Annotated in this window: 20 protein-coding genes; 6 read left to right on the top strand and 14 right to left on the bottom strand. The window is 56.2% G+C overall.

Annotated features, from left to right (window positions below; translation table 11 throughout):
• Nucleotides 1-42: 42 nt before the first annotated feature.
• Nucleotides 43-429, bottom strand: a complete 387-nt coding sequence (locus tag AC4OVU_RS02875) for a winged helix-turn-helix transcriptional regulator (RefSeq protein WP_032671494.1) — start codon at nt 427-429, stop codon at nt 43-45.
• A gap of 84 nt (nt 430-513) precedes the next feature.
• Here AC4OVU_RS02875 and AC4OVU_RS02870 point away from each other — a divergent pair, with 84 nt between their 5' ends.
• The 3 genes from AC4OVU_RS02870 to AC4OVU_RS02860 all read left to right on the top strand — a co-directional run bounded on the left by AC4OVU_RS02870 (nt 514) and on the right by AC4OVU_RS02860 (nt 3,309).
• Complete coding sequence (locus AC4OVU_RS02870; RefSeq protein ID WP_017383937.1) at nt 514-1,362, top strand: SDR family oxidoreductase; 849 nt, start codon at nt 514-516, stop codon at nt 1,360-1,362.
• Nucleotides 1,363-1,443: 81 nt separating this feature from the next.
• On the top strand, nt 1,444-2,268 hold the full coding sequence (locus AC4OVU_RS02865; RefSeq protein WP_110292701.1) for an AraC family transcriptional regulator: 825 nt from the start codon (nt 1,444-1,446) through the stop codon (nt 2,266-2,268).
• Between the two features lie 75 nt (nt 2,269-2,343).
• Nucleotides 2,344-3,309 carry a DMT family transporter gene (locus tag AC4OVU_RS02860; RefSeq protein ID WP_063138558.1) on the top strand — a complete coding sequence of 322 codons (966 nt, stop codon included), beginning with the start codon at nt 2,344-2,346 and terminating at the stop codon, nt 3,307-3,309.
• 79 nt (nt 3,310-3,388) lie between these two features.
• On the opposite strand, the gene AC4OVU_RS02855 is transcribed toward AC4OVU_RS02860, so the two are convergent.
• Nucleotides 3,389-5,038 (bottom strand): methyl-accepting chemotaxis protein, encoded by a 1,650-nt coding sequence (locus tag AC4OVU_RS02855; RefSeq protein WP_015572485.1) that lies wholly within the window; start codon nt 5,036-5,038, stop codon nt 3,389-3,391.
• 245 nt (nt 5,039-5,283) lie between these two features.
• Here AC4OVU_RS02855 and ytfE point away from each other — a divergent pair, with 245 nt between their 5' ends.
• Nucleotides 5,284-5,946 (top strand): iron-sulfur cluster repair protein YtfE, encoded by a 663-nt coding sequence (ytfE, locus tag AC4OVU_RS02850; RefSeq protein WP_017383941.1) that lies wholly within the window; start codon nt 5,284-5,286, stop codon nt 5,944-5,946.
• Nucleotides 5,947-6,032: 86 nt separating this feature from the next.
• Here the strand turns inward: ytfE and cycA are convergent, their stop codons facing one another.
• Together cycA and bamJ are read right to left on the bottom strand one after the other, a co-directional pair.
• Entirely contained in the window at nt 6,033-7,442 is a 1,410-nt protein-coding gene (gene cycA, locus AC4OVU_RS02845; protein WP_015572483.1) for a D-serine/D-alanine/glycine transporter, read from the bottom strand.
• A gap of 314 nt (nt 7,443-7,756) precedes the next feature.
• Nucleotides 7,757-8,377, bottom strand: coding sequence for a BamJ family beta-barrel-assembly machinery protein (gene bamJ, locus AC4OVU_RS02840; RefSeq protein WP_008502892.1), 621 nt, complete (start codon nt 8,375-8,377; stop codon nt 7,757-7,759).
• 231 nt (nt 8,378-8,608) lie between these two features.
• Between bamJ and AC4OVU_RS02835 the strand changes: the two genes are divergently transcribed.
• On the top strand, nt 8,609-9,247 hold the full coding sequence (locus AC4OVU_RS02835) for an OapA family protein (RefSeq protein WP_015572481.1): 639 nt from the start codon (nt 8,609-8,611) through the stop codon (nt 9,245-9,247).
• 46 nt (nt 9,248-9,293) lie between these two features.
• Here the strand turns inward: AC4OVU_RS02835 and AC4OVU_RS02830 are convergent, their stop codons facing one another.
• From AC4OVU_RS02830 to rpsF, 5 genes are all read right to left on the bottom strand, one after another.
• A complete protein-coding gene (locus AC4OVU_RS02830) occupies nt 9,294-10,223 on the bottom strand; it encodes a DMT family transporter (protein WP_017383942.1) in 930 nt (309 codons plus the stop codon).
• 152 nt (nt 10,224-10,375) lie between these two features.
• Complete coding sequence (gene rplI / locus AC4OVU_RS02825; protein ID WP_006810372.1) at nt 10,376-10,825, bottom strand: 50S ribosomal protein L9; 450 nt, start codon at nt 10,823-10,825, stop codon at nt 10,376-10,378.
• Nucleotides 10,826-10,866: 41 nt separating this feature from the next.
• Nucleotides 10,867-11,094, bottom strand: a complete 228-nt coding sequence (gene rpsR / locus AC4OVU_RS02820) for a 30S ribosomal protein S18 (RefSeq protein ID WP_000135199.1) — start codon at nt 11,092-11,094, stop codon at nt 10,867-10,869.
• Nucleotides 11,095-11,098: 4 nt separating this feature from the next.
• Nucleotides 11,099-11,413 (bottom strand): primosomal replication protein N, encoded by a 315-nt coding sequence (gene priB, locus AC4OVU_RS02815; protein WP_003856035.1) that lies wholly within the window; start codon nt 11,411-11,413, stop codon nt 11,099-11,101.
• 6 nt (nt 11,414-11,419) lie between these two features.
• Entirely contained in the window at nt 11,420-11,815 is a 396-nt protein-coding gene (gene rpsF, locus AC4OVU_RS02810) for a 30S ribosomal protein S6 (RefSeq protein WP_003856034.1), read from the bottom strand.
• A 340-nt stretch (nt 11,816-12,155) separates the two neighbouring features.
• On the opposite strand from rpsF, the gene yjfY reads away from it, so the two are divergent.
• Complete coding sequence (yjfY, locus tag AC4OVU_RS02805; RefSeq protein ID WP_017383944.1) at nt 12,156-12,431, top strand: DUF1471 family protein YjfY; 276 nt, start codon at nt 12,156-12,158, stop codon at nt 12,429-12,431.
• A 135-nt stretch (nt 12,432-12,566) separates the two neighbouring features.
• Here yjfY and AC4OVU_RS02800 read toward each other — a convergent pair whose 3' ends face one another.
• From AC4OVU_RS02800 to ulaB, 5 genes are read right to left on the bottom strand one after another with little or no spacing between them, the layout of a single operon-like run.
• Nucleotides 12,567-13,253, bottom strand: coding sequence for an L-ribulose-5-phosphate 4-epimerase (locus tag AC4OVU_RS02800; RefSeq protein WP_110292699.1), 687 nt, complete (start codon nt 13,251-13,253; stop codon nt 12,567-12,569).
• Nucleotides 13,246-14,106, bottom strand: coding sequence for an L-ribulose-5-phosphate 3-epimerase (locus tag AC4OVU_RS02795; protein ID WP_015572478.1), 861 nt, complete (start codon nt 14,104-14,106; stop codon nt 13,246-13,248). The genes AC4OVU_RS02800 and AC4OVU_RS02795 overlap by 8 nt, the downstream gene beginning before the upstream one ends.
• Before the next feature lie 9 nt (nt 14,107-14,115).
• A complete protein-coding gene (gene ulaD, locus AC4OVU_RS02790; RefSeq protein ID WP_017694667.1) occupies nt 14,116-14,766 on the bottom strand; it encodes a 3-keto-L-gulonate-6-phosphate decarboxylase UlaD in 651 nt (216 codons plus the stop codon).
• 12 nt (nt 14,767-14,778) lie between these two features.
• Entirely contained in the window at nt 14,779-15,246 is a 468-nt protein-coding gene (ulaC, locus tag AC4OVU_RS02785) for a PTS ascorbate transporter subunit IIA (RefSeq protein ID WP_090279970.1), read from the bottom strand.
• A 9-nt stretch (nt 15,247-15,255) separates the two neighbouring features.
• Complete coding sequence (gene ulaB / locus AC4OVU_RS02780; protein WP_003856022.1) at nt 15,256-15,561, bottom strand: PTS ascorbate transporter subunit IIB; 306 nt, start codon at nt 15,559-15,561, stop codon at nt 15,256-15,258.
• Nucleotides 15,562-15,563 lie beyond the last annotated feature (2 nt).

Genomic DNA, 15,563 nt, shown 5'->3' with positions numbered 1-15,563 from the left:
TCGATCCCGTAGGCCGGGTAAGCGCAAGCGCCACCTGGCATTTCATGCCGCACGCTCTTCCCGGTTTGCCATCACCTGCGGCGTATTGACCTCAATCCAGTCGGCCAGCGCGGCCACCTTCTCGCTTACCTCCCGCCCCAGCGGCGTCAGGCTATACTCCACATGCGGCGGCACGACCGGATACGACACGCGATCGACAAACCCGTCATGTTCCAGCGCCTGTAAAGACTGAGCCAGCATCTTCTCGCTGACGCCGCCCATCTTGCGGCGCAGATCGCTGAAGCGATGCGTCCCCTGACGTAACGCCACCAGGATCAGCACGCCCCAGCGGCTGGTTACGTGTTTGAGCACCTCCCGTGACGGGCACTGTTCCGCAAAGAGGTTGCCATCGCGCATTTGCTCGCTGAGCGTTGGTATTGTTGTTTTCATACTTACCTTTTTGTACGTACTTACTAAAAGTTAGTTATGGTGATAGTGTGCCACAACACCAGACAAACACGAAGGAGATTCATCATGATCGCGATTACCGGCGCAACCGGCCAGCTTGGCCAACACGTTATTGAAGAACTGCTGAAAACCGTTCCGGCCAGCCAGATCGTGGCTATTGTGCGTAACCCGGCGAAAGCCGAAGCGTTGCGTCAGCAAGGGGTCGTTGTGCGTCAGGCGGATTACACCGATGAAGCCGCATTTACCACCGCGCTGAACGGCGTGGATAAACTGCTGCTCATCTCCTCCAGCGAAGTGGGCCAGCGTGCCGTACAGCACCAGAACGTGATAAACGCCGCCAAAGCCGCCGGGGTGAAATTCATCGCCTATACCAGCCTGCTGCATGCTGACAAATCTCCGCTGGGTCTGCACGTTGAGCACGTCGAAACCGAAAATGCCCTGGCGGCCTCCGGCGTGCCTTACGCTCTGCTGCGCAACGGCTGGTACACCGAAAACTACCTGGCAAGCGCGCCGCCAGCGCTGGAACACGGCGTATTTATGGGTGCCGCAGGCGAAGGCAAAATTGCCTCTGCGACCCGTGCGGATTACGCGGCGGCGGCAGCGAAAGTGATTTCTGAAGAGGGTCATGCCGGCAAGGTGTATGAACTGGCGGGTGATAATGCCTGGACGCTGAGCGAACTGGCTGCGGAACTGAGCAAGCAGAGCGGTAAGCCGGTAACGTATCAGAACCTCAGCGAAGCCGATTTCGCCGCTGCGCTGAAAGGCGTTGGTCTGCCTGCCGGGCTGGCGGAGATGCTGGCGGACTCCGACACCGGCGCGTCCAAAGGCGGCCTGTTCGACGACAGCCGTACCCTGAGCAAACTGATCGGCCGCCCAACCACATCACTGGCGGAAAGCGTCAAAGCCATCCTGTAGTTGTTAAAAATTGGTTATTTTTTGTGGCATCCCCTCGGGTCATCTCTGATAATGAAGCGATGACCCACAAGGAGGCTCACCGTGCAAGGCGTACCGGAACAGTTCACTGATGAGAGAGACAGCGCGCGCTTTCGCCATCTGGCGCAGCTGCCGGGCCTGGAGCTTTATCACGCCCATATCTCTGACTACGCCTTTGAGCCTCACACTCATGAAGCCTTCGGTATCGGCACCATCGAAACCGGTGCCGAACGCTTCCGCTATCGCGGTACCCAGCATCTTGCCGCGGAAAAATCCGTCGTGACCATGAACCCGGACGAGATCCACACAGGGGAATCCGCCACCGAAGGCGGCTGGCGCTACCGGATGGTCTACATCGAACCCGACCTGCTGGAAGAGGTCACCGGCCTGCGTCACTGGTGGTTTAATGACGTCACGCGCCACGACCCTTTGCGCTCGCAGCAGATTGGCCGGTTAATTTACGGCCTGTGGCACACCAACGATCCGCTGGCGCAGAAGGGGCTGCTACTGGATTTGATTCAGACTTTTCAGCCACTGGCCCATCATGCGCCGGTGGTGCAGGAGGCCGCGCACCGCTTCGAACGCGTTCGCGACTATCTGCACGACAACTATATGCGCTCGCTGACCCTGGACGAGCTGGCTAACTTTGTCTCGCTCAGCCCGTACCATTTTCAGCGCCAGTTCAAAGCCCATTTCCACGTTACGCCCCACCAGATGCTGATGGCCATCCGGCTGTGGCGCGCAAAAGCATTCCTCACCCACGGCATGCCTGCCGCCGAGGTGGCCGCCGCGACCGGGCTGACCGATCAGTCGCATTTAACCCGCGCCTTCACCCGTCGCTACGGCATCACGCCCGTGCGCTACCAGAAACAGGTTATGCCGCGCTAATGCGCAACCTCATACAATACGCGCGCGTTTTGCCCTCCTACACTGATCGCAAAGTGAATCAAGATGGATGGAAAAATGATTAGCGGCGTGTTGTATGCCCTGCTTGCGGGTTTGATGTGGGGGCTGATTTTTGTCGGCCCGCTGATTGTGCCGGAGTACCCGGCAATATTGCAGTCGACCGGACGTTACCTGGCGCTGGGGCTGATTGCCGTGCCGCTGGCATGGCTGGGGCGCGCGCGTCTGCGTCAGTTGGGCCGCCAGGACTGGCTCACCGCGCTGGCGCTGACCATGATGGGTAATCTGATCTACTACGTCTGTCTGGCGAGCGCCATTCAGCGCACCGGTGCGCCGGTGTCGACCATGATTATCGGCACGCTGCCGGTGGTCATCCCGGTTTTCGCGAACCTGCTTTACAGCCAGCGTGACGGCAAACTGGCGTGGTCAAAAATGGCGCCCGCTCTGGTCTGCATCGCCGTGGGGCTGGTGTGCGTGAATATTGCCGAGCTTCGCCACGGCCTTGAAAACTTCAGCTTATGGCGTTACGGCTCAGGGATCTTTCTGGCGTTTATTTCGGTTGTCTGTTGGGCCTGGTATGCCCTGCGCAATGCACGCTGGCTGCGGGAAAACCCGGATAAACATCCGATGATGTGGGCGACGGCGCAGGCGCTGGTCACCCTCCCTGTCTCGTTGCTGGGCTATGTGGGCGCGTGTGTCTGGCTGGGTAGCCAGCAACCGGCATTTACCCTGCCCTTCGGACCGCGCCCGTGGGTATTCGTCGGGTTAATGGTCGCCATTGCCGTGCTCTGTTCGTGGGTGGGCGCGCTGTGCTGGAACATTGCCAGCCAGAAGCTGCCGACGGTGATACTGGGGCCGCTGATTGTCTTTGAGACACTGGCAGGGCTGTTCTATACCTTCCTGATGCGTCAGAGCGTGCCGCCGCTGCTAACGGCCTGCGGGATCGCGCTGCTGGTCGTTGGGGTGGTGATTGCGGTGAGAGCGAAGCCGGAAAAACCGATGGTCGTTCCGGCGTCGGAGGGGTGAGCTTTTCGCCCAGCGGCGCTTCGCTTGCAGGGCCTACAAACCGTAGGCCGGGTAAGCGTCAGCGCCACCCGGCACAGTATCAGAACGTTTCCCAGTTCGCTTCAGACGCCGCCGCGACGGGCTGCGCTTTAGGTGCATAGGTCTTTACCGGCGCGGCTTTCACCGCCTGGTTGCGGGTGATCTTAAACACCGCCACCGCGTCGTTCAGGCGTGCAGCCTGATCTTCCAGCGCCGCCGCTGCCGCCGCAGACTCTTCCACCAGCGAGGCGTTCTGCTGGGTGACGCGATCCATCTCCGCCACCGCCTGACCCACCTGGTCGATACCGCGGCTCTGTTCGTCGGAGGCCGACGCAATCTCACCCATGATGTCCGTCACGCGCGTAACCGCATTGACGATCTCCGCCATCGTCGCGCCCGCTTCATTTACCAGCTGAGAACCCGCGTTGACGCGTTCGCCGGAATCATCGATCAGCGCTTTGATCTCTTTCGCCGCCTGCGCGCTGCGCTGGGCAAGGGTACGCACCTCGCCCGCGACAACCGCGAAGCCACGTCCCTGCTCGCCCGCGCGCGCCGCTTCTACCGCCGCGTTCAGCGCCAGAATATTGGTCTGGAAAGCAATGCCGTCGATCACGTTAGTAATTTGCGCGATTTTGCTGGAACTGGTGGCGATTTCGTCCATGGTGCGCACAACGCCCTCGACCACGTTACCGCCCTTCTTCGCGGTGGAGGAGGCGTCCAGCGCCAGACGCGACGCCTGACGCGCGTTATCGGCGTTTTGCTTCACGGTGGCGGTTAACTGTTCCATGCTGGCTGCCGTCTCTTCCAAAGAAGCGGCCTGTTGCTCGGTACGAGAGGAGAGATCGTTGCTGCCCGCCGAGATTTCACCCGCGCCGGTGTAGATGGTATCTGCGCCTTCACGCACCACGCCCACCGTGTTGGCCAGCGCAGTCTGCATCTCCTGAACGTTGCGCGCCAGGATCGCCATTTCATTTTTACCCTCAGCCTGAATCGGCTGGGTTAAATCCCCTGCGGCAATGGCGCGGATATGGTTGATCACCTCTTCCAGCGGCAGCAGCAGCACGCGGCGCATCGCAATCCAGCTGGAAATAATCACCGCGATCACCAGCAGCATCACCGCAGAAAGGATCCACAGAATGCGTTTGTAGTCGCTTTCATTGTCCCGGATCCCTTTGGCGGTCAGCGCGGCCTGCGCCTCACGCCACTCGCGATAAACCTTTTGCATCGCGGTCTGCTTCTGTTCGGCATTTTGTTTGAACATATCTTCCAGATTGCCCTGCCCCAGCAGAACGTTCATTTGCGTCAGCGTGGCGGAGTAGACGCGGTATTGCTCTTCCAGACGATCGGCCAGGTGCTCGTCCATACCCGGCGTTTCCGGCAGCGCGTAGTATTTATCGTAATGGATCTGGGCATCGGCCAGCAGGTTTTTCGCGGTATTGACCAGCTCGTTCAGCTGTCCGCCGTTAATCTGCGACGCCATGCTGCTTTGCAGGCGCAACATGCCGCGGTTGAGAGTGACGCGCGCCTGGTTCAGGCTGATCCAGGCGTCGGTAAACTCCGCGACGTTCTGGCTGGAAAGCTGAGAAACGGTGAAGTTCTCTTTATCGTTATTGAGTGCGTTAATGAAAATGCCAGCGGAGATCAGCTGCATGATGCCGAGCACAAGCAGCACCGAAATCAAAAGAGTAATGACTTTTATACGTTTAAACATGCGTTGCCTTTTTTATATACAGGTATTGTCTGACCTGTATCTATCGGCACGTTCGGCAGGTTGTTTACTGTTTCTCCACCTTTAAAAACTTTCGAAAGCCCTTTTCTGCATTCAATCAGCAAGTTAAAAGCACGCTTTTTTTGTGATCCCCTTCTCATTTTCACCCTTGCCTCTAAAGGGTTATAGTATCCACATAAAGATGCATTTAAAATGCATCTTATATTTCTGATGATGAGGTAACTGCTATGGCCTTCCGCGACCAACCCTTAGGCGAGCTGGCGCTCTCCATCCCTCGCGCTTCTGCGCTGTTCCGTAAATACGATATGGATTACTGCTGCGGTGGTAAGCAAACGCTGGCGCGCGCAGCGTCGCGTAAAGAGCTGGATGTGGAGGCTATCGAAGCGGAGCTGGCTCAGCTGGCTGAACAGCCTGTCGACAAAGACTGGCGCACCGCGCCGCTGGCTGAAATCATCGACCACATCATTGTGCGTTACCACGACCGTCACCGCGAGCAGCTGCCGGAGCTGATTTTACAGGCGACCAAAGTTGAACGCGTTCATGCCGATAAACCTTCCGTACCGCGCGGCCTGGCGAAATATCTGACCATGCTGCACGAAGAACTTTCCAGCCACATGATGAAAGAGGAGCAGATCCTCTTCCCGATGATCAAACAGGGCATGGGCAGCCAGGCCATGGGGCCCATCAGCGTGATGGAAAGCGAACATGATGACGCCGGCGAACTGCTGGAAGTGATCAAACACACCACCGACAACGTCACACCGCCGCCAGAAGCGTGCACCACCTGGAAAGCCATGTACAACGGCATTAACGAGATGATCGACGATCTGATGGAACACATCAGTCTTGAGAATAACGTTCTGTTCCCGCGTGCATTATCGGGTAAATAAAAAAGCCCGGTGGCGCTAGCGCTTACCGGGCCTACAACATCCGCGAACCTAGGCCGGGTAAGCGTCAGCGCCACCCGGCAACATGCTTAACGCATGCCCGCCATACGTTTCTTACCGATAAATAGCCAGCCCAGCCCCAGCGCGATAAACCACAGCGGCGTGACCATCAGCGCCTGTCGGGTATCTTCTTCCAGCGTCAGCAGCACCAGCACGAAGACAAAGAACGCCATGCACACCCAGCACATCAGCTTGCCCAGCGGCATCTTGTAGATCGACTTCTCGTGCAGGTGTGGACGCTGCTTGCGGTACACCAGGTACGAGCAGAGGATGATGGTCCAGACGAACATAAACAGGATCGCCGACACCGTGGTGATCATGGTGAACGCGCCGATTACGCTCGGGTTGACGTAGAGCATCACCACACCACCCAGCAGACAGATGCAGGAGAAGGTCAGCCCTTTCGCCGGTACCGCGCGTTTAGACAGTTTGGCAAACGCGCTCGGAGCAACGCCCTCCTGCGCCAGGCCGAACAGCATACGGCTGGTGGAGAAGACGCCGCTGTTCGCGGAAGAGGCCGCAGAAGTCAGCACCACGAAGTTAATCAGGCTCGCGGCAGCAGGCAGCCCCACCAGCACGAACAGCTCGACGAACGGGCTCTTGGTTGGCACCACCGAGCTCCATGGCGTCACGGACATAATGACGATCAGCGCGAACACGTAGAACATGATGATACGCAGCGGAATGGAGTTGATCGCACGCGGCAGGGATTTCTCCGGATCTTTGGTTTCCGCCGCCGTGGTACCGACCAGCTCAATCCCGACAAACGCAAACACCGCAATCTGGAAGCCGGCAAAGAAGCCGCTGATACCTTTCGGGAACCAGCCGCCGTCATTCCACAGATGGGCAAACGAGGCCTGTACGCCGGTTGGCGACTGGAAGTGCGTCAGCACCATCACCAGCCCGACGACAATCAGCGCGATGATGGCGACGATTTTGATCATCGCGAACCAGAACTCCATCTCACCGAACATTTTAACGGTGGCGAGGTTCAGGCTCAGCAGCAGAACAATCACCGCCAGCGAAGCCACCCAGTCCGACAGGCCGGGGAACCAGAATTGGGCGTAGGCCGTAATAGCGACAACATCCGCCATGCCGGTAACCACCCAGCAGAACCAGTAGGTCCAGCCGGTAAAATAGCCCGCCCACGGGCCGAGCAGGTCTGACGCGAAGTCGCTGAAAGATTTGTATTCGAGATTCGACAGCAGCAATTCACCCATTGCACGCATCACGAAAAAGAGCATAAAACCGATGATCATATAAACGAAGATGATCGACGGGCCGGCAAGACTGATGGTTTTGCCCGAGCCCATAAACAGCCCGGTGCCGATGGCTCCACCAATGGCAATAAGCTGAATGTGACGGTTTGTGAGATTTCGCCGTAGCGACTGTTCAGACGTCGCCTCTTCTGCGGCGGCGACTTTGACCTGATCTACCATGTGATATTTTCCTGTTTATGCCTGTCTGTGTTGTTAAGGCTCTTCTGGCCTTTATTTACGCCAAATAAATGACGGCCCCTGTGTAAGGACTAATCGATAGTAGGTAAGAATCGGCGGGATGAATACTATGATTTGAATATTATGTTAATAATATGTTGAAAGTGAGTGTCATATCACTCATACAGCGCGAAACAGCTCACAAAAATACACGTAACAGTTTCGTTTGCAATACAAAATGTTGATTTCGTCGTAACTCCGGGTTTTATCGCTATTTTCCTCTCCCCGAGCGGAGAGAGGAAAATAAGAAAAACCGATTACAGGATTTCCAGCAGCTCGACTTCAAACACCAGGGTGCTGAATGGCGGAATGGACGCGCCAGCGCCACGCTCGCCGTAAGCCAGGTTGTGCGGGATAGTGAGTTCCCATTTGGAACCTACTGGCATCAGGGTCAGGGCTTCGATCCAGCCTGCGATAACGCCGTTGACCGGGAACTCAGCCGGTTCGCCACGCGCGACGGAGCTGTCGAACACGGTACCGTCGATCAGCTTACCGGTGTAGTGTACGCGAACGTGGTCGGTGCGCGCCGGGATTGCGCCATCACCCTGATTGATTACGCGGAACTGCAAGCCGGACTCGGTGCTGTTCACGCCTTCACGCTCACGGTTCTCTTCCAGATATTTCACGCCTTCTGCCGCCATCTCTTCGAAACGCGCGCGACGTACGGCGTCAGCACGTTCGTGGATTTCACGCAGCGCACGGTGCACAACGTCAACCGGCACAGCGGGCTGCTTGCCTTCCAGCGCGTCAGCGATACCCGCCACCAGCGCTTCCGGTAACAGACCTTCCAGGCCGGATTCGCTCAGCTGCTGTCCTACCTGCAAGCCGATGCCGTAGCTTGCCTGCGCTTCGATAGTGTCAAAAGTCGGGGTGGTCATGGGTTTTCCTTCCATCACATTTAAAGTAGCGGGCAGCATATCAGCCATGCGCTTATGGGTAAAACTTTGTCTTAAGTAAAGGTGACAAACTGCGACGAAACGGAAACAATAGTAGCCGTCAGGATTTTCCCTAATATATGTCACGAAAGCTGGCTTTGTTACGCCCATCAGGCAGTTAGCAAACTACACTTCTCAGGACAGGATAAAAAGACGCGGAGCAGGAGGAGAGCCATGCCCGGGCGATTTGAACTGAAACCTACCCTGGCGAAAATCTGGCATGCGCCGGATAACTTTCGCATCATGGACCCGCTGCCGCCTTTGCACCGCAGAGGCATTATTATCGGCGCGTTGCTGATCGTCATCGGCTTCCTGCTTCCTTCCGGCAGTGACAACGTTGATACCGCGCCGGTCAGCCGGAATGCTGAGCTGGATATCCAGTCGCAAAGCCAGCCGCAGCCTGATTCACAGCCGATGCAGACGCAGCTGGTCACACCGTCTAACGATCCGGGCCAGGTTGCGCCGGTTGAACCTGAACCGGTTCAGGAAGATCAGGAGCAGGCCGCCGCCCCTTCAGAGCCACAGGCGCAACAGCCCACCGGCATTGAGCAGCAGTGGCGTTCGTATCGCGTAGAGCCTGGGAAAACTCTTGCCCAGCTGTTCCGCGACCACAATCTGCCAGCAACGGATGTGTATGCCATGGCGCAAGTCGAGGGGGCAGGCAAACCGCTCAGCAACCTGCAAAATGGTCAGATGGTGCAGATCCGCCAGAATGCCAGCGGGGTGGTGACCGGGTTAACGATCGATACCGGAAACGGGCAGCAGGTACTGTTTACCCGTCAGCCGGACGGCAGTTTCATCAGAGCACGTTAATGGCCCAGGCCGGGTAAGGCGATGCCGCCACCCGGCACTTTTGTTCTCAGGCACGCCGTTTATTCACCCACCAGATCCCCGAGCAGACCAGCACCAGCGCAATCGCGTATTTGATGTCCAGAATGTTTTCGCCGAGGAAGATGGCGGAGAGCACCGTCCCTGCTACAGGTATGACAAAGTTGAACGGGGCAATCATACTCACGCGGTTTACTTTCAGCAGCGCGCTCCACAGGGCGAACGCCACGGATGAGAGCAGCGTCAGATATCCCAGCACGGCGACGGCTTTCATGCTGTGCACCTCCAGCGTCCCGCCCGTGGCATAGCCTCCCGCAACCAGTGCCGCCCCGCCTATCCCCAGCTGCCAGCCAGTCATCACCGTCGGGTCAACGGTCTGGGAAATGCGTTTCCCGTAAAGCGTGGCCGCAGAGAGAATAAAGGCGGCCAGCACCACAAATCCGTCACCTTTCCAGACAAACTGGAACTCACTTAACCCGCTGTGGAAGTTCACCAGCATCACCCCGGCAAAGCCCAGAACACATCCCAGCGTTTTGTTATAGCTGAGTTTGTCGTTGTGGTAGATAAAGTGCGCCAGCAGCACGCTGAAGAAGGTCCCGGTGGCATTCATGATGGAGCCGTTCACCCCGGTCGTGTAGGCCAGGCCGATATAAAAGAAGGTGTACTGGAGGGAGGTCTGGGTCAGTCCGAGGATCGTGAGCTGGCCAAACTGCGTGGGCGTGAGCCTGCCAATCGGTTTTCGCTGGGCCAGGGCAAAAAGCAGCAGCAACGCGCCGGCAAACAGAAAACGGTATCCGGCAAAGACGACTTTGGAGGGGATATCATCGGTCGCGATTTGAAAGAGTTCGTAGCCACTTTTAATGGCCGGGTACGAGCTTCCCCAAAGCAGACAGCAGAGCGTGGCGCAGGCATAGGCCACATTTCGACGGGCAAAGACGGGCGTGGGCAGAGCAGTATCCATGACAAATCTCATAAATAAAATTGCGTTTCAATTTATTATCAGAGAATGCGTCAGGAATAGCGACCTTACAAGAGCAAAAGATGACGCAGGGTCACGCTAAAAAGCAAAACGCCGGCACAAGGCCGGCGCTTCGACGCGAGCAGAGTAAAAAATTACTCAGCTACTACGTTAACAACCAGTTTAGCGAACACTTCGCTGTGAACCTGGAAGTCAACTTCGTGCTCACCAGTGGTACGCAGAACGCCGTTCGGCATACGAACTTCGCTCTTAGCCACTTTAACGCCTGCCGCAGTTACTGCATCAGCGATATCGCGGGTACCGATGGAACCGAACAGTTTACCTTCGTCGCCAGCTTTAGACGCGATAGTAACGGTGCCCAGTGCGTTGATTGCTTCAGCGCGAGCGTTAGCAGCCGCCAGAACGTCAGCCAGTTTGGCTTCCAGTTCAGCACGACGTGCTTCGAAAAACTCTACGTTTTTCTTAGTAGCTGGAACAGCTTTACCCTGTGGAACCAGGAAGTTACGAGCGTAACCCGCTTTAACGTTTACCTGATCACCCAGGCTGCCCAGGTTTGCTACTTTATCAAGCAGAATAACTTGCATTACCTTATCCTCTTAAAGTCGTATTAATGGACCGTGCCCGATTACTGATGACGATCAGTGTACGGCAGCAGAGACAGGTAGCGAGCGCGTTTGATAGCGCGAGCCAGCTGACGCTGATATTTTGCACGAGTACCGGTGATACGGCTTGGGACAATCTTACCGCTTTCGGTGATGTAGTTTTTCAGCGTTGCGATATCTTTATAGTCGATCTCTTGAACGCCTTCCGCGGTGAAACGGCAGAACTTGCGACGACGGAAATAACGTGCCATATGGCTAGTCTCCAGAATCTATCAAATCAATCTGCTCGGCATGCAGAACCATTTTGCTCAGGCCGTTCTTTGCCTTGTGGCAAGAAATGAACCCCTGAACGATTACTGCGCTACCGACCGTTAAACTGTGAGTAATGGCCTGGTTTTCGTGTCCGCTAATAATTACGGGCATTTGGCACCACGCCTGCCGGTGAAACCCGGCTTCCTCTTGCACAGAACGATGCTCAAGCACGAACTGGCAATGCGGAATTCCTGATGGGCTGACCTTTCGAAGGGGGGTCCTGCACACGGTGCCGGACAACACCAGACGGTTGGTCATCAGAAATTACTCTTCAGAATCCCCAGCATCAGAATCATCTGCGGTTTCGTTTGCGAAATCATCGCGACGCTCACGGCGCTCGTCTTTCGCTTTAACCATCGGAGATGCTTCGGTCACTGCGTGTTTGGTACGCATAACCATGCTGCGGATAACGGCATCGTTGAAGCGGAAGGTAGTTTCCAGCTCATCGATCACTTCCTGCGGAGCTTCAACGTTCATCAGAACGTAGTGTGCTTTGTGCAGTTTGTTGATCGGGTAAGCCAGCTGACGGCGGCCCCAGTCTTCCAGACGGTGGATCGTGCCTTCTGCACCAGTGATGGCAGCAGAGTAACGCTCGATCATGCCCGGAACCTGTTCGCTCTGGTCAGGGTGGACCATAAAAACGATTTCGTAATGACGCATCGAATTGCTCCTTACGGATTATTCAGCCTCCTGTCTGGGTCAGCCGAGGCCCGGGGAGGCAAGGAACGTGTTAAAGGTCGGCTGAAAAATTGACGCGTCATAATACTTGCGCCCCCCAGGAAACTCAAGCTGATTGCACAAATAATTCGCACAAAGGGTAAAGCTGTTCTAAGTGGGTGATTTAAAATCGCACTCATCAGAAGCGCTGTTTTTTTGAACAACACCATCAGAAATGGTCACCCATCGCAACCCGGGTAGCGATTACACTTTAATCAGAGACACTGAACAGAGAAGGAGAACATTACCCCGTATCACAGCACGCAGTCGTGGAGCGCATATCATGAAAAGAATCGCAATCGCCATTTTGGCTGCACTTTTGCTCAGTGCAAACGCGATGGCAGCCATCAGAATAGACAGCCAACAGGCCAGAAACATGGATGATGTGCAGAGCTTAGGCGTTATTTACATCAATCATAACTTCGCCACTGAAAGTGAAGCAGATCAGGCGCTTAATGAAGAAACCGATGCGCAGGGCGCAAAATACTATCACGTCATGCTGACACGTGAGCCCGGCAGCAACGGTAATATGCACGCCAGTGCAGATATTTACCAGTAACGCTTTATCGCTAGCACCAGGAAAGCCAACGAAAATCAAAGCCATATATAATTTGCCCCCTGCCCGGGGGCTTTTTTTATGAATGGCTCCGGAATACCACCGGTTACAACTGTTTCGGTATTCCAGAGCACTTATTCACTTCTGCCCGTAATAAGCATTCGGGCCGTGCTTACGCATGAAATGCTTGTTCATCAGGTAATCATCAATGCCCTGAAGCTGTGGGTTAATGCCGCGCGCAATCCACGCCATTCTGGCCACCTCTTCCATCACCACCGCGTTATGCACGGCGTCATGCGCATCTTTACCCCAGGAGAACGGACCATGCTGGTACACCACAATACCCGGCGTATGCAGTGGTTCCGTCTCACCCAGCGTTTCGATAATGACCCTGCCGGTGTTAAGTTCGTACTCGCCTTCGACCTCAGCCTGCGTTAACGCTCGCGTGCAGGGAATATCGCTGAAGAAGTAATCTGCGTGCGTCGTACCCAAAGCAGGGATCGCCAGCCCGGCCTGTGCCCAGGCGGTGGCGTGCGTGGAATGGGTATGCACAACGCCACCCAGAGACGGGTAACGCTGATACAGCGCCAGGTGGGTTGCCGTATCTGAAGAAGGGCGCCATTTGCCTTCAACGACGTGTCCTTCCAGGTCAACCACCACCATATCGTCCGCTTTCATGGCGTCATAGGCCACGCCGCTCGGCTTAATCACCACTAGCCCCTGCTCGCGATCGATGGCGCTTACGTTGCCCCAGGTAAACGTCACCAGTCCATAGCGCGGGAGATCCATATTGGCTTCAAAGACCTGCTGTTTCAGCTTAAGCATGTTCCGCCTCCATCAGCCCTGCCCGCGCCATGCGCTCGCGCACCCAGTCCCGGGCTTTCGCCACTTCTGCCGCCGGGTCGTCCGCGGTTTCGCTCCACATCTCAATCAGGTAAGGCCCGCAATAACCTGTCTGTTTGAGCGTCTGGAAGCACCGTTCGAAATCCACCACCCCGGTGCCGAACGGTACGTTTTTAAACACGCCAGGACGGGTATCTTTAACGTGCACCGCCACGATATGCCCGATGCCCGCCTGAAGCTCCATCTGTACATCGTTATCCCATGCCGACAGGTTTCCGATATCCGGATAAAGCTGGAACCATGGGTTGTTCAGATAGTGCGCATAGCCCAGCGCCTTGCTGATGGAGTTCATCAACGGATAATCCATGATCTCCATCGCCAGCGTCACCTGCGCACGGCTTGCCATCTCAACGCTCTCTTTCAGGCCCTCCCGGAAACGACGGCGCGTTTCATCGTTGGCTTCCTGATAGTAAACATCGTAACCCGCCAGTTGGATCACGCGGATGCCGACATCCTGTGCAAAGCGAATGGCTTTACGCATGATCTCCAGCCCTTCGGCGCGTACAGCATCATCTTCGCTGCCAAGCGGAAAACGACGATGAGCGCTCAGGCACATGGATGGCACGCGCACGCCGGTTTCGGCAATGGCGCTCACCAGCGCCAGACGCTGGTCGCGGCGCCAGTCCAGGCGAGAAAGACGCTCGTCCGTCTCATCCACAGACATTTCGACAAAATCGAAACCCAGCTGCTTCGCCAGCTGCAACCGCTCCAGCCAGCACTCCCCCGCAGGGAGTGCCTTTTCATAGATGCCAAGCGGGACCTGTTTTGACAACATACCCGCTCCTTAACCCCAAAGCTGAGCGATTGAGCGTTTGAACTGACGCGCCGCTTCCACCGGAGACGCAGCATCACGAATGCTACGACCGGCAATAAAGACGTGAATCGGGATACCCTGGAACAGCGGTAGATCCTCCAGCGCCAGGCCACCGGTGACGGTCACTTTGAAGCCCATATCGGCCAGACGTTTGATCGCGCTGATATCGGCTTCGCCCCACGCCACGCCTGCGGCCTGCGCATCACGGCTGCGGTGATAAACCACCTGCTGGATACCCGCTTCGCGCCACTCCTGCGCCTGCTCCCAGGTCCAGAAACCGGTCAGTTCAATCTGCACGTCGCCGTTGAACTCTTTCGCCACGTCCAGCGCGCCTTTCGCGGTGTTGATATCCGCACAGCAGATCACGGTGACCCAGTCGGCATTGGCTTCAAAGCACATGCGAGAGAGGATTTTGCCCGCGTCGGCGATTTTGGCATCCGCCAGCACGATTTTATGCGGATAGAGCGCCTTCAGGTCACGAACCGCACGAACGCCTTCGCCCACGCACAGAATGGTGCCGACTTCGATGATGTCCACTTCTTCCGCAATCAGACGGGTGGTTTCGTAAGCGTGAGACAGAGTCTGGTTATCCAGCGCGACCTGCAACATTGGTAATGACATTTTCAATTCCTCTTAAACGGCCGCCGCAGTGGCGTTATCAATTAAATCCAGCACGTCCTGCGCGGTACGACAGGCGCGTAAACGGTCAAAATTAGCTTCATCATCAAACAGATTGACGATCTGCATGATCCCCACCTCCTGGTGGGTGTTGGCATCGACAGCCGCCATGGTGATCAGAATGTCGACCGGGTCGTTATCTTCGTGGTTGAACACCAGTGGTTTTTTCAACGTCACCAGCGCAAAACCGGTTTTCTTGACGCCTTCTTCCGGACGGCCATGCGGCATAGCCAGCCCCGGGGCAATCACAAAATAGGGTCCAAACTGCGCCACGCCATCCAGAATGGCCTGGTAATAACGCGGCTCGACAACGTCCGCCTTAACCAGCAGGTCCACGCTCAGCTTCACCGCTTCCTGCCAGGTGCTGGCTTCGGCCTGTAAAAGGATGGAGTTATTCTCTGCCAGCGAATCACGTAGTTTCATGTGGCATCCTTACTTCACGTCTTGTGGGAAGTGCTCTTTGATCACTTCCAGCAGTTTTGGTCCAAAATCCGCAGGCGACAGCATGTTGCGTACGCCTACCACATATTTGTTGCCCGACACGCTAATCTCGCCGGCAATGTGCGTTGAGGCGATGATGATGTCCGCGCCGTTCAGTTCACTTTTGTATTCACCCACTGCGCAGCTGTTCACCGTGTGGTCAATGTTTGACTGGGTTAAAAACTGATCCACTTTCATTTTCATGATCATGGAGCTTCCTTGCCCATTGCCACACACAGCCAGGATACGTACGGTCATAA

Source organism: Enterobacter sp. 6722112 (genome assembly GCF_058661685.1).
The sequence above is the reverse complement of the archived record's forward strand: the minus strand, read 5'-3'. Positions and strand labels throughout refer to the sequence as shown.

Bases quoted from the DNA above. Each gene is read 5' to 3' on its own strand.
- AC4OVU_RS02875 (WP_032671494.1), bottom strand. From the start codon at position 429: ATGAAAACAACAATACCAACGCTCAGCGAGCAAATGCGCGATGGCAAC.
- AC4OVU_RS02870 (WP_017383937.1), top strand. From the start codon at position 514: ATGATCGCGATTACCGGCGCAACCGGCCAGCTTGGCCAACACGTTATT.
- AC4OVU_RS02860 (WP_063138558.1), top strand. From the start codon at position 2,344: ATGATTAGCGGCGTGTTGTATGCCCTGCTTGCGGGTTTGATGTGGGGG.
- AC4OVU_RS02855 (WP_015572485.1), bottom strand. From the start codon at position 5,038: ATGTTTAAACGTATAAAAGTCATTACTCTTTTGATTTCGGTGCTGCTT.
- ytfE (WP_017383941.1), top strand. From the start codon at position 5,284: ATGGCCTTCCGCGACCAACCCTTAGGCGAGCTGGCGCTCTCCATCCCT.
- cycA (WP_015572483.1), bottom strand. From the start codon at position 7,442: ATGGTAGATCAGGTCAAAGTCGCCGCCGCAGAAGAGGCGACGTCTGAA.
- bamJ (WP_008502892.1), bottom strand. From the start codon at position 8,377: ATGACCACCCCGACTTTTGACACTATCGAAGCGCAGGCAAGCTACGGC.
- AC4OVU_RS02835 (WP_015572481.1), top strand. From the start codon at position 8,609: ATGCCCGGGCGATTTGAACTGAAACCTACCCTGGCGAAAATCTGGCAT.
- AC4OVU_RS02830 (WP_017383942.1), bottom strand. From the start codon at position 10,223: ATGGATACTGCTCTGCCCACGCCCGTCTTTGCCCGTCGAAATGTGGCC.
- rplI (WP_006810372.1), bottom strand. From the start codon at position 10,825: ATGCAAGTTATTCTGCTTGATAAAGTAGCAAACCTGGGCAGCCTGGGT.
- rpsR (WP_000135199.1), bottom strand. From the start codon at position 11,094: ATGGCACGTTATTTCCGTCGTCGCAAGTTCTGCCGTTTCACCGCGGAA.
- priB (WP_003856035.1), bottom strand. From the start codon at position 11,413: ATGACCAACCGTCTGGTGTTGTCCGGCACCGTGTGCAGGACCCCCCTT.
- rpsF (WP_003856034.1), bottom strand. From the start codon at position 11,815: ATGCGTCATTACGAAATCGTTTTTATGGTCCACCCTGACCAGAGCGAA.
- yjfY (WP_017383944.1), top strand. From the start codon at position 12,156: ATGAAAAGAATCGCAATCGCCATTTTGGCTGCACTTTTGCTCAGTGCA.
- AC4OVU_RS02800 (WP_110292699.1), bottom strand. From the start codon at position 13,253: ATGCTTAAGCTGAAACAGCAGGTCTTTGAAGCCAATATGGATCTCCCG.
- AC4OVU_RS02795 (WP_015572478.1), bottom strand. From the start codon at position 14,106: ATGTTGTCAAAACAGGTCCCGCTTGGCATCTATGAAAAGGCACTCCCT.
- ulaD (WP_017694667.1), bottom strand. From the start codon at position 14,766: ATGTCATTACCAATGTTGCAGGTCGCGCTGGATAACCAGACTCTGTCT.
- ulaC (WP_090279970.1), bottom strand. From the start codon at position 15,246: ATGAAACTACGTGATTCGCTGGCAGAGAATAACTCCATCCTTTTACAG.
- ulaB (WP_003856022.1), bottom strand. From the start codon at position 15,561: ATGACCGTACGTATCCTGGCTGTGTGTGGCAATGGGCAAGGAAGCTCC.